This window comes from Flaviflagellibacter deserti (assembly GCF_042652085.1).
GTDB classification, from domain to species: Bacteria; Pseudomonadota; Alphaproteobacteria; order Rhizobiales; family Methylopilaceae; genus Flaviflagellibacter; species Flaviflagellibacter deserti.
The window spans coordinates 36,461-48,546 of the sequence record NZ_JBHSJF010000005.1 but is presented as its reverse complement, the minus strand read 5'-3'; the positions used below and the strand labels follow the sequence as shown (position 1 = coordinate 48,546).

Below are 12,086 nucleotides of genomic sequence, written 5' to 3'. Positions count from 1 at the left end.
CCTAGCCGAGCTCACCTCCCGGTTCCAGCGAGGCGAGCGGTCGTAATGGTGGGGTCAACTGCGCCCATACGGCCTCCCATGAACCCCGCTGCCGCGCCAAGCAGCAACGCTACGGCAGCAAAAATCCCGCCGGTGGATACCGCCGTCGCGGTCGCATCAGCCGCCTCAGCCGCGCGCTGCTTTGCTTCCGGTGACGGATTGTTCGGGTCTTGGCCGGTCATCTGCTGAACTTGTCCCCTTAGTCGACCGACAGGATCGGGAGTGTTCGCCGCCGTTTGGGCGGCTTGGCCTGCGTGCTGCTCCACGACGCCGGACACTGTGCTGTAGAGCCCGCCAACCAATGCGCCAGCCGAGGTCGTGATCATGTAGAAGATGACCAAGGTGGTTGTTGCCCAGGAGGCAAAGCCATGGAATCCGGCGGTGCTTCCCTTCGGCTTGCCACTTGTGCGGCCGGCGACATAGCCGCCGGCGAGCGACGCGAGAATGCCGGATACGGTCCACCAAATCCCGGCGCCGATCGAAAACGTCTGAGCGTCCGGCGTTTCTCCAGTCGTGGGCTCGATCGTCGCGGCACCAATTCCAAGGCCGAGTAGGTTCAGGATCACATGCAGGGCCAGTGCGGTCACCACGCCCGCGAAAACCGCGCTCCATGAGATTTGGTTGATCGCGACGGTTCGGATGTCTTCTGCCGGGCTGACCGGCGAGCGATGTGGCGCGTCCATAGCTCCCATGCCCCGGGGGGTGTCGATATGCGCCATGACTTAACTCCTGGGTGTAGTCTCAAACCAACGCCGGATTATTATCCTGTGTTCCTAGGAGTTACCGCAGTGGGGTCGGGAGTGCGGTTGCGTACTCGCTCGAATGCACTCTCCCGCGCCGGATCCCGATTGCGATTTGGCGTTGTCACTGCCGAGACGCCGCTTCAAACAAAAGCCCCGCCGGTGAGGGCGGGGCAAGTTGTCTTTCCCGAATGACGGGCAGGGGAATCTACACCCGCCTATGCCGAAACGCGACGACGGACGTTTGGGTTCAAACAGAAACCCCGCCGAGGGAGGTGGCCGCGAGGAACAATCAGTATGGCCCTGGCTGTGCGAGATAAACCAGAAGACGTGCGCTTCGGTTGCTGTTCGATAGCGGACAGAGCCCAAGCCTAGCTAAACATCCGCATGAGAGAGAAGCTTCAAAGATGATCGTGGTTGGTCCGGTTTCGGGCGGGAACTGGACCTTCGGTGACTAGTTCATCCGCTGTCACCATTGGAGGGAACGATGACCAACAGACCCCCACCGATTCCGCCGGAGCAGCGCGGAAAGGCCGGGCCGAAGGACGCCGATGTCAAAGGCGCGAGCATCCACGACAAGGTCGAGCAGACCGATAACAAAAAAGTCGATCACTTCTGTTCGCTGGTGGGCCCCGCCATTTTCCCCTGAATTTCATCGTCATGCGTGATGTAGACGAATAGCGCGCCGATCAGCACGACGATCGCAACAGCAATTCCGATGATTGTAGTTCGGTTCATAACCGATCTCCGCTCGTTAGGCGCGAGAGGCGACGGGACAGGTGGAGCAGCCCGTTTGTGGGATCAACTTACAAGGGGGCTCGGCGTTGCTGTTCGGTAGCGAACAAACAAAAATCCCGCCGGGCGAGGGCGGGCTGGGCCATGCGCGGAGATATGAGTTTACGGCGAAGTGCTGGAGGATGCGGTCGAGCTGGCGGCTGCGGCGCTGCCTAGACACGCCGCTGCCGCTCGTCTTCATGTCGCGATGGTCGCCGCGCGAAACGCACAGCTAGCCCGGAAAATCCGCGTAGAGAAGCGGTAGGGCGATGACCTCAGTGTTCGTGCTCGTAGATCAGCAGGCCCGACTTGGCGGCCCACTCGCGAAACTTCACGGCGGCGGCGTTCTGGTCGTCGGCGCTCTTCGCTCCCAGCACGATCTTGCCGATCCCCATGGCAGGAGCGGCGCCAGTCGGAGCCACGTAATCGAGGATGTCGCTAAAGGTCAGCAGTTCTCGCCGCATCTTGCCGTCCCGAACGACGAGCGACGGCTTCAGGACAATGTTCGTCATCGTTGTCTAGAGGCCCCGATAGTTTCGCGGGAGAGGCTCCCGGGCACCGAACCGTCGGCTGTTAAGCAGATTGGCCATGTCACGAGCATCGCTCTCTTTGAGTCCGAAGAGCGGGTGTTCCTCCACGACCACGACCTGGCCAGTGAAGATGTTGATCACCTCCCATTTTCCATCCGTTTCCTGCCTCACCTCGAAACGCAGCCGCATCGCAAATCCTCCCTTGTAGGTGAGTTCAACAGAAGCGAGTGCGGCGTCGTTCCTGACAAAAATCCTAGGTACGTAATCGCGCGATCGGGACCGCTTTTGGGGCGAGTGCTCAGCATCCATTCGGCCGCGGAAGAGACGGACGTGTGGGCATGAGCGCGTCCGCTCGCGGACTGTTCCGCGCCACCGGCAAAGCATCGAACCTGTCGCCGCCTATGACCTGACCGGCGAAAATCGTGAAGACCGACGTGCTCGAGCGCGAGAGGCCAGGTTCCTCGCGCGTCTGGAAGTCAATTGTTCCTGAACACGGAGAAACAAAAAAGGCCGGGCGAGCCCGACCTTCTTGTATACCTCGTCAAATCCGCTGCCAGTACATCCGTGGTCAGCGGTAGAGAGACTAAATTTAGGCCGCCTGCAGGTTTTCAGCCGCGGACTTGCCGTTACGATCGTTTCTGACGATGTCGAAGCTGAGCTTCTGGCCTTCGGCAATCCCGCGCATTCCAGCGCGTTCGACAGCCGACGCATGGACGAATACGTCCGGGCCGCCCTGGTCAAGCTGGATGAAACCGAAGCCCTTGTGGGCGTCAAAGAACTTAACTGTTCCGATGTTCATGACGATTTCCTTTCAATCGACATAGTGTTTCGATCCCCAGCAGTGTGCTGTGGCTCGGGTTTTTTGAAATTGAGAAGGAAGATCGCGTGGGCGCCGTGGCGCAAAACAACATTCGTCTACAAGTTCGATGTTGTTCGTATACGGGAACTATGTTCGATTCAAGGATGCGGACACGAAAATGTTCCCGATATATTTCAGTGGATGGTTCGGGGCGGAGGGAAGACATCAGTGGGAAGGGCGGGGAGGAACGTCCACTAGAGTCAAGATCAAGCGCAAATAAAGTCCTCCTCATCGGCGTCCTGCCCTGCTGCCTCACTGACAGCAAGTTCAACTGCCGCAGGCCGGAACGCTCACTGGCATTCTCCCGTTGATCGCGCACCTATGTGAGCGCTTCCGCATGCCGAGAACTCTGACGTCCCTCCTGCTGCTCGCTGGAGCTCTGATTCTAGGGCTGGCGGTGCAACCGGTAGTAACAATGATGCTGTTCTCGGCTGTGGAGCCAAAGCCGGTAGAAGCGCGGGGGGATCTAAGTGCCTTCGAGCGTTCCAGCACAGCGGTCTTCGAAGCCGTTGCGCCATCCGTTGTTCAGGTCGTGGCATTGCCTCGCGGTATGTCGTTAGGTGACGCGAGCCGCAGTCAGGGGGTAGGTTCTGGAACAGGCTTTGTCTGGGACCAGGCGGGCCATATCGTGACTAACAATCATGTCGTGGAAAACGCCGGATCGGTGGTGGTGCGCTTCGCGAGCGGCAAAACGGTGCCGGCTCGGATAGTCGGGACCGCCCGGAACTATGACTTGGCGGTTCTCCGGGTTTCAGCGGCCGCGGATTTACCCAAGGCTGTCTCTGTCGGAACGATCGAAGGCTTGAAGGTCGGGCAGATTTCCTACGCTATCGGAAATCCTTTCGGCCTGGACCAGTCTCTGACGATGGGCATCATAAGTGCCTTGAAGCGGCGCCTTCCCACCAGTGGCGGGCGGGAGGTGGCGAACGTGATTCAAACCGACGCTGCCATCAATCCTGGAAATTCAGGCGGACCATTGCTGGATTCTGCGGGCAGGCTAATCGGAGTGAACACAGCGATATTTTCGCCCTCCGGCACAAACGCCGGCATCGGGTTTGCCATTCCGGTCGATACCGTGAACAGGGTTGTCCCGTCGCTTATCAATGACGGCCGAGTTCCAACGCCCGGTATTGGAATAGTCGCGGCGGATGACGCCGTCGCAGCGCAACTGGGGCTGGTAGGACTGGTGGTCGCGGCGGTGGTTCCGGGATCACCCGCCGAGCGGGCTGGCATCAGAGGCATTGATGAGCAGGCGGGGTCGATTGGTGATGTCATCGTCGAAGCAGATGGGAAACAGGTGCGGCAGCTAACGGACCTGACTGATCGCTTGGAGGAAGTCGGGGTGAGTGGAGAGCTATCGCTGACTCTAGAGGGGAGTGGAGGTCGACGAACCGTCCGCGTCGCCGCCGTCGATATTGGCAATCGCTGAAAAGGTGAACGGCTGGCGCTCCGGCCCGCTGCGCCTGGGGGTTACAGGCGACCGAAGTGATTTCGAGAAGGCGGTGATCTGATCCATCTGGGACAACTGAGCCTCTTTCGAACATGGCCTCAAACATCGCCGCTAACACCTCCGGCGTCGGATCGCGCATCGCCTCGATCGCCGGCTTCGCTAAGCTCTCGTAGCGTCGCTAGACCCCTCCTTGAGAAGGCCGCACGTCCTTGACCGGGTGATGAGTTTCATTGCGGTGCAGTCACGAAAACTTGCGGTTGCGCAGCTTGCCTTTCCGAACGGAGCGCCCGCACGATATGGGCATCAAGCGTGACTTAGTGGCACCGGGCCAGGTCGAACCGGCCGTGTAACCGGACCTCTCCAGCCTCAGGGAGGATACGCTGATGACTACTCTCAATGTGAACGGCACCGAGCGCCGCTACGACGGCGATCCTGATATGCCGCTCCTCTGGTATTTGCGCGATGAGCTTGGTCTCACCGGCACTAAGTTCGGCTGCGGCGTCGCGGCCTGTGGTGCATGCACCATCCATCTCGACGGCACGGCGGTGCGCGCCTGCCAGACGCCGGTCTCGGCCGCGGATGGCCTTGTTCTTACAACCATCGAGGCCCTCTCAACGGACGGCAATCACCCGGTCCAGGTCGCCTGGCGCGATCTCAACGTGTCGCAATGCGGGTACTGCCAGTCCGGCCAGATCATGCAGGCAGCCGCGCTGTTGAAGGAGACGCCAGATCCTACAGACGAAGACATCGACACCGCGATGAGCGGCAATCTCTGCCGTTGCGGCACGTACCCGCGCATCCGCGCCGCGATCAAGCAGGCAGCCAAGGGGGTGCGGCTATGACCGAGCATGTCACAGACATCACCGGCGGCGTGGTCAATGTCTCCCGCCGCACCGTCCTTGCCGGCCTCGGCGCCAGCGTATTCGTTCTCGCCGTGAGCCTGCCGACCAGGCTTCCCGCCGAAGAGAAGAAGTTCGGGGCGGACGGCATGCCGAACGGCTGGCGCGATGATCCCGCCGTCTTCGTCTCTCTGGCTGAGGACGGCACCGTCACGGTGACCTGCCACCGCTCCGAGATGGGACAGGGTGTACGCACCTCCATCGCTATGGTGGTGGCCGACGAACTCGATGCCGATTGGGCGCGGGTTCGTGTCGCCCAGGCCTGGGCCGACGAGGAACGCTTCGGGAACCAGGACACGGACGGCTCGCGGAGCTTACGTCACTGGTTCATGCCGATGCGCCGCGCAGGAGCGGCGGCGCGCACGATGCTGGCGCAGGCCGCGGCCGCTCAGTGGGGCGTGGCAGCGTCGGAGGTTCGGGCCGAGAATCACTCGTTCACGCACGTCGCGAGCGGACGGACCTTGGGCTATGGCGCGCTGGCCAAAGCTGCAGCGATGCTACCGGTGCCGGATCGCGATACCGTACGTCTGAAAGAGGCATCGGCCTTCCGCTACATCGGCAAGGACACGATCGGCCTCATCGACAACCACGACTTCACCACGGGCAAGGCAATCTATGGCATCGATGCCCGCGCCGAAGGCATGCTCTATGCGGTTGTCGCCCGTCCGCCGGTCTACGGCGGCAAGGTGGCGTCCTACGACGCCGCTGACGCCCTGAAGGTGCCGGGCGTCGTCAAGGTCATCGCCATTGAACCGCCGACGATACCGTCCGAATTCGAACCGCTTGGCGGCGTCGCCGTCATTGCCCGCAATACCTGGGCCGCCATCAGAGGACGCGAGGCGCTGAAGGTGACCTGGGAAGACGGCCCGAACGCGGTCTATTCCTCTGACACCTATCGCGCCCGCCTCAGCGAGGCGGCGAGCAAGCCCGGCAAGGTCGTTCGCAATGAGGGCGACGTCGACCGCGCGATGGCCGGCGCCACGAAGCGCATCTCGGCCGAATACTACATCCCGCATCTGGCTCAATCGCCGCTCGAGCCGCCCGCGGCGCTCGTTCGCATCGTCAACGGGGCGGCCGAAGCATGGGCCTGCACGCAGGCGCCTCAGGTCACCCGTGCACGCCTTGCCAAGCGCCTAGGCCTGCCGGTCGAGAAGGTGAAGGTCAACGTCACTCTGCTTGGCGGCGGGTTTGGGCGGAAATCCAAGCCGGACTTCGTCGTCGAGGCAGGCCTCTGCTCGCAGGCCATGGACGGAGCACCGGTCAGGGTCACCTGGACCCGTGAGGACGACCTGCATCACGGATATTATCACACCGTCTCGGTCGAGCGCCTTGAGGCGGGGCTCGACGCCTCCGGTAAACCGGTGGCGTGGCTGCATCGCAGTGCAGCTCCGACGATCGGATCGATATTTGCGCCAGACCCCAAGCACGAGCTGCCCTTTGAACTCGGCATGGGGTTCGTCAACACGCCCTTTGCCATTCCGAACATCAGGGCCGAGAATCCGGAAGCCACAGCGCATGTTCGCATCGGCTGGTATCGAGCGGTGTCCAATATCCCGCATGCGTTCGCGATCCAGTCGTTCGTGGCCGAACTTGCCCATGCCGCGGGCCGCGACCCGAAGGACTATCTCCTTGAACTCATCGGCCCAGCTCGGATCATCGATCCGACCACGATCGGAGACGTCTGGAATCACGGCGAAGATCCTGCCCTCTACCCGATCGACACCGGCCGTCTTCGGCGCGTGGTCGAGACCGCAGCCGAGGGCATCGGTTGGAACCGGACCTTGCCGAAGGGAAGCGGACTTGGCATCGCCGGCCATTACAGCTTCGTTAGCTACATTGCGGTGGCGGCGGAGGTGGCGGTTGGCGACGGAGGCAGGCTTGCGATCCCACGTGTCGACATCGCAATCGACTGCGGGCCCATGGTCAATCCAGACAGGGTTCGCTCCCAGATGGAGGGGGCGGTTATCATGGGAGCCGGGCTCGCTACTTCAGCAGAGATCTCGTTCAAAAACGGGCGGGCGGAGCAGAACAACTTCGACACCTATGAGCTCACCCGGATGGATTCGGCGCCGCGCGAGATCCATGTGCATCTATTGCCCTCGACGGACTACACCAGGCCTCTTGGCGGCGTCGGCGAGCCCGGGCTACCGCCGGTAGCGCCGGCCATTGCCAACGCGGTGTTCGCCGCAACGGGCAAGCGCATTCGCCAATTGCCGATTAGGGACCAACTGAGCACGTGACGGTGTGCCCGACGGTTGTCCAGCCTGCGACACCGAAGACCACCGGCGCCGGATCACCGAATCGATGAGGGATGGTTCGGCGTCACCTTGAAACGGAGATGCCCCATGCCGTTCCGCCTAATGCCTGCGACTAGCGCGATACTGCTTCTGCTGTTTGCGGAATCTTCCTTCGCCTCGACCTGCACCGACCGCATCGATGCAATCGAAGCGCGCGTGAAGGAAATGGCAGAGGCCGCCGCCTCTGTCTCTTCTGGAGGGCAGAGCGTTGCCGCGGCGCGCGAGAGCCAGGCCATGCAGGCTCGCGATAAGGGAGCGCCGATCGCGGCGCCCACCGTCCCGCCATTCCAGAATGAAGCAAGGGAGGCCGAAACCACGCGACAGGCGGCAGAAGAGGGCGGCGGTGGCGACCGCGCCATGCAGGCTCGTGCGAGCCTCAATGAGGCCCGCATGCTCGACGGACGGGGGAACAGCGCCGCTTGCCTCGACATGGTCACTCAAGCCGAGCGCCAGCTCGGGTCTCCCTAGTGTCGCGTCATTGCGTCCATGCGGGGCAATACCACTGAGCGGTCGGACATCTTGCCAAAGCAACGTAACCACCAAATGCCGTCGGAATAGGGGTGGCCGTGCTTCCGAGGTCGTTGGCGATAGGCTCGACGGGTCGAGAGGATCGATTTTGGCGAGGAACCTCCGGGGAGAGAAACCTGGATCGGCTACCATCGACTTTTGAGGAGGCTTGCACGACTGCGGGCGCTTCTCGATCTGATCATCGATAAACGCAGATTGAGGCGATTGCCCTTTGACCACCATCGGGTCACGGGATGATGCAGGGACTCACTATTCCAGCGGATCGTGTGCGTAGTCGACGGGCTGATGGAGCGCAGGGAAAAAGCCCCAATGCGATTGAGATCCAGTCGATCTAACCGGGGCGCGTAAAACCTCCCAGTGCTTTGGATCGACTGTGCGCCCCGGCTGGCTACCGGAGCCGAAGCGGCGCTTTTTCTCGTCTTTTTTGGAGTTCTTAACCGCTGTTAATGATCAGTCGTCAGGATCTGCGAAAGTCACCCTGCGGCAACAGAAGCCGCTTCCCACGGGAGGCAGCTAGACATGATTTCAGAGGATTGGGAGCTCCGTCGCGAGTCCCGGCGGTGCGCTTTCGAAGCATCCCGCCAAGACGGACTGTCGGAGATGTTCAGCGGCTTGAGCCGCTTCTATGCTGAACTTGCGCGACCCGATGCCGAAAGCGCGCCGCGCCGGCGGGAGCCAGCACATCGCCGGGAAATCACTACTCGGGACGCGACCGAAGATGAGCTTAGGCTTCGCGCCTGAAGGTGGACCCATGAACCGCATCACAATCGTGGGAGTCGCAATCGGCATAGCCGCTCTGATCGGCGCTTACCTCGTGTCATACGTCTACGACGATCGCTTAGAGGGTGACACAGCCGTTACGAGCTCCGACGTGAAGGAATGAAATCGTTGCGTGTCGTCTCGCCTTACTCTCCAGGCGCCTGCGTGATCTCGATCACGTGCGTGTCCTCACCGATCTTCAGGCCTATCGAATAGCTTCTGGCTTTGCCATCGGCGTCCTCCTTGCGAGGCGGCTCGAAGGCCATCGTGCCGCCGATCCATTCGCCCGGCATCACCGTGATATCCTTCAGCACATTGCCCTCGAGCGCCGCCATATTGGCCTCAGCCCTTCTCGCCGCGGTCTACTGGCGCGTGTCTGAACTGCACAACGCGCGGTCTGGCCGCTTCAAATCCTGGCCACGGCCGCCGGCATCGCGATCCTCATCCTGCTCCTCCGAGGAGGCGCACGTCGCCAAGGTCATCCGTCGTTACGTCGACCGCACGGCGGCAACGCGAGAGCTGATTCTGAAGCTCGATAAGGTCGAAAGGAGAACGCAAGTTGCAAAACCAGCAGCAAAACAGACCGCCTCAAAAGGTGCTAAGTGCTGGAGCGGGCGATGGGAATCGAACCCACGACATTCAGCTTGGGAAGCTGACGTTCTACCTCTGAACTACGCCCGCGCGCCGGGGAGACTAGCGGGCGGCTCGGTGGGCCGCAAGGCGCGGCCCACTCGGTGTTTCCCCAATAAGGCGGCCCGATCAGGCCGCTCGTAGCGCCTGTGTTTCGGCGCGGGCGGCGGCCAAAGCCTGCTCTTTCTGCTCCGGCCCCATGCGGACGCCTTCGGCGCGGACGAAGCTGATGTCGGTGACGCCGATGAAGCCGAAGAAGCCGCGCAGGAAGGTCTCCTGGTGATCCAGCACGGCGATGGGCGAGGGCGGCGAATAGATGCCGCCGCGGCTGGAGGCGACGATCAACTTCTTGTCGCCGCAGAGACCTTCGACGCCGTTCGCGCCGTAAGCGAAGGTGCGGCCCGGCACGGCGAGCGCATCGATCCATGCCTTGAGCTGGCTCGGAACGCTGAAATTGTACATCGGCGCGCCGATAACGACGATCTCGGCGGCCAGGAAGTCGTCGAGCGCGGTGTCGGTCGCGGTGATCGCGGCCTGGAGGTCGGTGCCCGGCGTGCCGGCGCCGGACTTGGCGATGAGGAGCGCCTCCGTCTGGTGCGGGACAGGCTGGGCGGCGAGGTCGCGGTAGACGACGCGCAGATCCGGCCGCTGCGCCGTGAGATGGGCGACGATGTCGGTGGTGAGCTTGCGGCTGACGGATTCCGAGCCGGTGATGCTCGAATCGATGTGAAGAAGCGTCATTTGTTCGATCCTGTCTCGCGATCGACAAACCGGCCTGGCGACTAGGTATAAAAAAGGTGCCTAGGCACAATTTGTTCGTCAGGCTAAGATGCAGCCTGCCGCAAAGCTCGCAAGGAGGCACTTTTTTGGACGCCGCGCACAAAATTGTTCGCACGGAACCGGCGGTGATCGCCGAGGGCGAGGTCAGCCACGAGGAGTGCCGTGGCTTCGCCGACATGCTGGCGCGGATCGGCGACAAATGGACGGTGCTGATCGTCGGATCTCTGGCGAGCGGGCCGCTGCGCTACAAGGAATTGCATCGCAAGGTCGAGGGCATCTCGCAGCGCATGCTGACTCTGACGCTCAAGGGGCTGGAAGAGGACGGGCTCGTGAGCCGCACCGTCTATCCGACCATTCCGCCGCGCGTCGACTATGAGCTCACCGAGCTCGGGCGGACTTTGATCGTGCCGCTGGCCACGCTCTACAAATGGATGACCGAACACAAGGGTGAGATTGCCGACGCCCGGCAGCGATATGCCGAGGCGCAGGCGAACAAGCCAATGTGGTGACGGCTCAGGTCCGCCGTTCGGCCGGCGCGACGCGGTTGCGGCGAAACAGGCGGCCGATGCGGAGGAAGGCGACAAGGCCGAACTCCAGGGCGAGCAGGCCGGCGATCGTTCCGATCGCGGCGGTGACCGGGTCGATGGCGCTTCCGCGCAGCACGTAACCAAGAGCGAGGAGCGGCGTGTTCCAGGCGAGGGCGCCGAGGAAGGTCGCGGCGGCGAAGCCAACCGGCGGCAGGCCGAGCACGCCGGCCGGGAACGCCAGATAGATGCGCACGGCCGGGATCGTCTGCCCGACCACGGTGATCCAGAACCGGTCGCGCATATAGGACGCGGTCAGGCGGCGGTACTGGTGCAGGTCGAAGAAGACATATCGGCCAAAGCGAGCAACCAGCGCCTCGCCTCGCTCGGCGCCGAGCCAGCGACCGATCAGATACCAGCCGAGCGAACCGAGGGTCGAGCCCATGGTGCAGGCGATGGCGGCGATCGCGAGGTCGTGGCCGCTTGCGATGCTGGTCATGCCGAGGACGACGAGCATCAGATAGAACGGCAGGACCGGGACGATCCTCTCGACGAGCGCGCAGAGGACGAAGCCGAACGCGCCGAAGCCCGCGAGCAGGGCGACGAGATCCGGCATGCCGGCGAGGGCGTCCATCAGATGGCCATCAGGCGGAGCGGGCCGCGCCTCGTGATGCGGTAGACGCTGGCCGGCGGGACGTTGAGGAGGGCGCGACCGAGGAGGGCGGATTTCAAGCCGAGCCGGTCGAGCAGCGGGCGCGGGATCGGGCAGCGGACGCCGTAGGTGAACTGGTAGAAGGCGCCGCCGGGCCGGAGATTGGCGAAGGCGCCCATCAGGATGGCAGCGACCTTGCGTGGACTCATGCTGAGGAGCGGCAGGCCGCTTATGACCGAGCCAAGCAGCCCCGGGTCGAACAGATTGTAGGAGCCGAGCCGTGCCGCATCCATCCAGAGCACGCGCGCTTCGGGAAAGCGCAGTTCGAGCATGCGGGCGAAATCCGAGCCGTATTCGACAAGCGTCAGATCCTGCTGGCGGACTCCTTTTTCGAGCAGCGCCTCGGTGAAGACGCCGGTGCCGGGGCCAAGTTCGAGGACGGGGCCGCGCGACGGGTCGATCTCGCTGGTGATGAGATCGGCGAGAGCCGGTCCAGACGGCGCGATCGCCCCGACCATGAAGGGGTTGGCCGCCCATGATCTGGCGAACAGCAGGACGCTCCGGGACGACATGGAAAACTCCGCACAAAACCGCGGATCGTTCGCGGCTCGGATGCGGTGGTAGG

Annotated in this window: 15 protein-coding genes, 1 tRNA gene and 1 pseudogene; 8 read left to right on the top strand and 9 right to left on the bottom strand. The window is 62.7% G+C overall.

The features are described from left to right. Positions 1-11: 11 nt before the first annotated feature. Positions 12-758 (bottom strand): PhnA-like protein, encoded by a 747-nt coding sequence (locus ACFPFW_RS05000; protein WP_114958475.1) that lies wholly within the window; start codon positions 756-758, stop codon positions 12-14. A gap of 508 nt (positions 759-1,266) precedes the next feature. On the opposite strand from ACFPFW_RS05000, the gene ACFPFW_RS04995 reads away from it, so the two are divergent. Beyond that, a complete protein-coding gene (locus ACFPFW_RS04995; RefSeq protein WP_162799785.1) occupies positions 1,267-1,428 on the top strand; it encodes a hypothetical protein in 162 nt (53 codons plus the stop codon). 400 nt (positions 1,429-1,828) lie between these two features. On the opposite strand, the gene ACFPFW_RS04990 is transcribed toward ACFPFW_RS04995, so the two are convergent. The 3 genes from ACFPFW_RS04990 to ACFPFW_RS04980 form a co-directional block, all read right to left on the bottom strand. Further along, the gene (locus ACFPFW_RS04990; RefSeq protein WP_114958476.1) at positions 1,829-2,065 is read right to left on the bottom strand and encodes a hypothetical protein; all 237 of its coding nucleotides are present in this window, start codon (positions 2,063-2,065) and stop codon (positions 1,829-1,831) included. 6 nt (positions 2,066-2,071) lie between these two features. Then, positions 2,072-2,272 (bottom strand): hypothetical protein, encoded by a 201-nt coding sequence (locus ACFPFW_RS04985; protein ID WP_114958477.1) that lies wholly within the window; start codon positions 2,270-2,272, stop codon positions 2,072-2,074. A gap of 400 nt (positions 2,273-2,672) precedes the next feature. Then, entirely contained in the window at positions 2,673-2,882 is a 210-nt protein-coding gene (locus ACFPFW_RS04980) for a cold-shock protein (RefSeq protein ID WP_114958478.1), read from the bottom strand. A gap of 397 nt (positions 2,883-3,279) precedes the next feature. On the opposite strand from ACFPFW_RS04980, the gene ACFPFW_RS04975 reads away from it, so the two are divergent. The 6 genes and pseudogenes from ACFPFW_RS04975 (at position 3,280) to ACFPFW_RS04950 (ending at position 8,999) form a co-directional block, all read left to right on the top strand. Further along, positions 3,280-4,371, top strand: coding sequence for a S1C family serine protease (locus tag ACFPFW_RS04975; RefSeq protein WP_114958479.1), 1,092 nt, complete (start codon positions 3,280-3,282; stop codon positions 4,369-4,371). 404 nt (positions 4,372-4,775) lie between these two features. Continuing rightward, on the top strand, positions 4,776-5,234 hold the full coding sequence (locus tag ACFPFW_RS04970; RefSeq protein WP_114958480.1) for a (2Fe-2S)-binding protein: 459 nt from the start codon (positions 4,776-4,778) through the stop codon (positions 5,232-5,234). Further along, on the top strand, positions 5,231-7,531 hold the full coding sequence (locus tag ACFPFW_RS04965; protein WP_114958481.1) for a xanthine dehydrogenase family protein molybdopterin-binding subunit: 2,301 nt from the start codon (positions 5,231-5,233) through the stop codon (positions 7,529-7,531). Before ACFPFW_RS04970 ends, ACFPFW_RS04965 begins: the two co-directional genes overlap by 4 nt. A 105-nt stretch (positions 7,532-7,636) precedes the next feature. Further along, positions 7,637-8,056, top strand: coding sequence for a hypothetical protein (locus ACFPFW_RS04960; protein ID WP_114958482.1), 420 nt, complete (start codon positions 7,637-7,639; stop codon positions 8,054-8,056). Positions 8,057-8,133: 77 nt separating this feature from the next. Next, positions 8,134-8,353: pseudogene (locus ACFPFW_RS04955) on the top strand (hypothetical protein); the annotation flags it as partial. A 514-nt stretch (positions 8,354-8,867) separates the two neighbouring features. Then, complete coding sequence (locus tag ACFPFW_RS04950) at positions 8,868-8,999, top strand: hypothetical protein (RefSeq protein WP_379769687.1); 132 nt, start codon at positions 8,868-8,870, stop codon at positions 8,997-8,999. 22 nt (positions 9,000-9,021) lie between these two features. Here the strand turns inward: ACFPFW_RS04950 and ACFPFW_RS04945 are convergent, their stop codons facing one another. The 3 genes from ACFPFW_RS04945 to ACFPFW_RS04935 all read right to left on the bottom strand — a co-directional run bounded on the left by ACFPFW_RS04945 (position 9,022) and on the right by ACFPFW_RS04935 (position 10,246). Then, complete coding sequence (locus ACFPFW_RS04945) at positions 9,022-9,210, bottom strand: hypothetical protein (protein ID WP_114958617.1); 189 nt, start codon at positions 9,208-9,210, stop codon at positions 9,022-9,024. Positions 9,211-9,481: 271 nt separating this feature from the next. Further along, a tRNA-Gly gene (locus ACFPFW_RS04940) sits at positions 9,482-9,556 on the bottom strand. 78 nt (positions 9,557-9,634) lie between these two features. After that, positions 9,635-10,246, bottom strand: a complete 612-nt coding sequence (locus tag ACFPFW_RS04935) for an FMN-dependent NADH-azoreductase (protein ID WP_114958616.1) — start codon at positions 10,244-10,246, stop codon at positions 9,635-9,637. A gap of 125 nt (positions 10,247-10,371) precedes the next feature. On the opposite strand from ACFPFW_RS04935, the gene ACFPFW_RS04930 reads away from it, so the two are divergent. After that, positions 10,372-10,794, top strand: a complete 423-nt coding sequence (locus ACFPFW_RS04930) for a winged helix-turn-helix transcriptional regulator (RefSeq protein WP_379769683.1) — start codon at positions 10,372-10,374, stop codon at positions 10,792-10,794. A gap of 4 nt (positions 10,795-10,798) precedes the next feature. Here ACFPFW_RS04930 and ACFPFW_RS04925 read toward each other — a convergent pair whose 3' ends face one another. Further along, positions 10,799-11,443, bottom strand: coding sequence for a DedA family protein (locus ACFPFW_RS04925; protein WP_114958615.1), 645 nt, complete (start codon positions 11,441-11,443; stop codon positions 10,799-10,801). Next, positions 11,443-12,033, bottom strand: a complete 591-nt coding sequence (locus tag ACFPFW_RS04920; protein ID WP_114958614.1) for a class I SAM-dependent methyltransferase — start codon at positions 12,031-12,033, stop codon at positions 11,443-11,445. The genes ACFPFW_RS04925 and ACFPFW_RS04920 overlap by 1 nt, the downstream gene beginning before the upstream one ends. Between the last annotated feature and the right edge of the window lie 53 nt (positions 12,034-12,086).

Bases quoted from the DNA above. Each gene is read 5' to 3' on its own strand.
- ACFPFW_RS04985 (WP_114958477.1), bottom strand. From the start codon at position 2,272: ATGCGGCTGCGTTTCGAGGTGAGGCAGGAAACGGATGGAAAATGGGAG.
- ACFPFW_RS04950 (WP_379769687.1), top strand. From the start codon at position 8,868: ATGAACCGCATCACAATCGTGGGAGTCGCAATCGGCATAGCCGCTCTG.
- ACFPFW_RS04990 (WP_114958476.1), bottom strand. From the start codon at position 2,065: ATGACGAACATTGTCCTGAAGCCGTCGCTCGTCGTTCGGGACGGCAAG.
- ACFPFW_RS04925 (WP_114958615.1), bottom strand. From the start codon at position 11,443: ATGGACGCCCTCGCCGGCATGCCGGATCTCGTCGCCCTGCTCGCGGGC.
- ACFPFW_RS04960 (WP_114958482.1), top strand. From the start codon at position 7,637: ATGCCGTTCCGCCTAATGCCTGCGACTAGCGCGATACTGCTTCTGCTG.
- ACFPFW_RS04935 (WP_114958616.1), bottom strand. From the start codon at position 10,246: ATGACGCTTCTTCACATCGATTCGAGCATCACCGGCTCGGAATCCGTC.
- ACFPFW_RS04970 (WP_114958480.1), top strand. From the start codon at position 4,776: ATGACTACTCTCAATGTGAACGGCACCGAGCGCCGCTACGACGGCGAT.
- ACFPFW_RS05000 (WP_114958475.1), bottom strand. From the start codon at position 758: ATGGCGCATATCGACACCCCCCGGGGCATGGGAGCTATGGACGCGCCA.
- ACFPFW_RS04975 (WP_114958479.1), top strand. From the start codon at position 3,280: ATGCCGAGAACTCTGACGTCCCTCCTGCTGCTCGCTGGAGCTCTGATT.
- ACFPFW_RS04980 (WP_114958478.1), bottom strand. From the start codon at position 2,882: ATGAACATCGGAACAGTTAAGTTCTTTGACGCCCACAAGGGCTTCGGT.
- ACFPFW_RS04965 (WP_114958481.1), top strand. From the start codon at position 5,231: ATGACCGAGCATGTCACAGACATCACCGGCGGCGTGGTCAATGTCTCC.
- ACFPFW_RS04995 (WP_162799785.1), top strand. From the start codon at position 1,267: ATGACCAACAGACCCCCACCGATTCCGCCGGAGCAGCGCGGAAAGGCC.
- ACFPFW_RS04945 (WP_114958617.1), bottom strand. From the start codon at position 9,210: ATGGCGGCGCTCGAGGGCAATGTGCTGAAGGATATCACGGTGATGCCG.
- ACFPFW_RS04920 (WP_114958614.1), bottom strand. From the start codon at position 12,033: ATGTCGTCCCGGAGCGTCCTGCTGTTCGCCAGATCATGGGCGGCCAAC.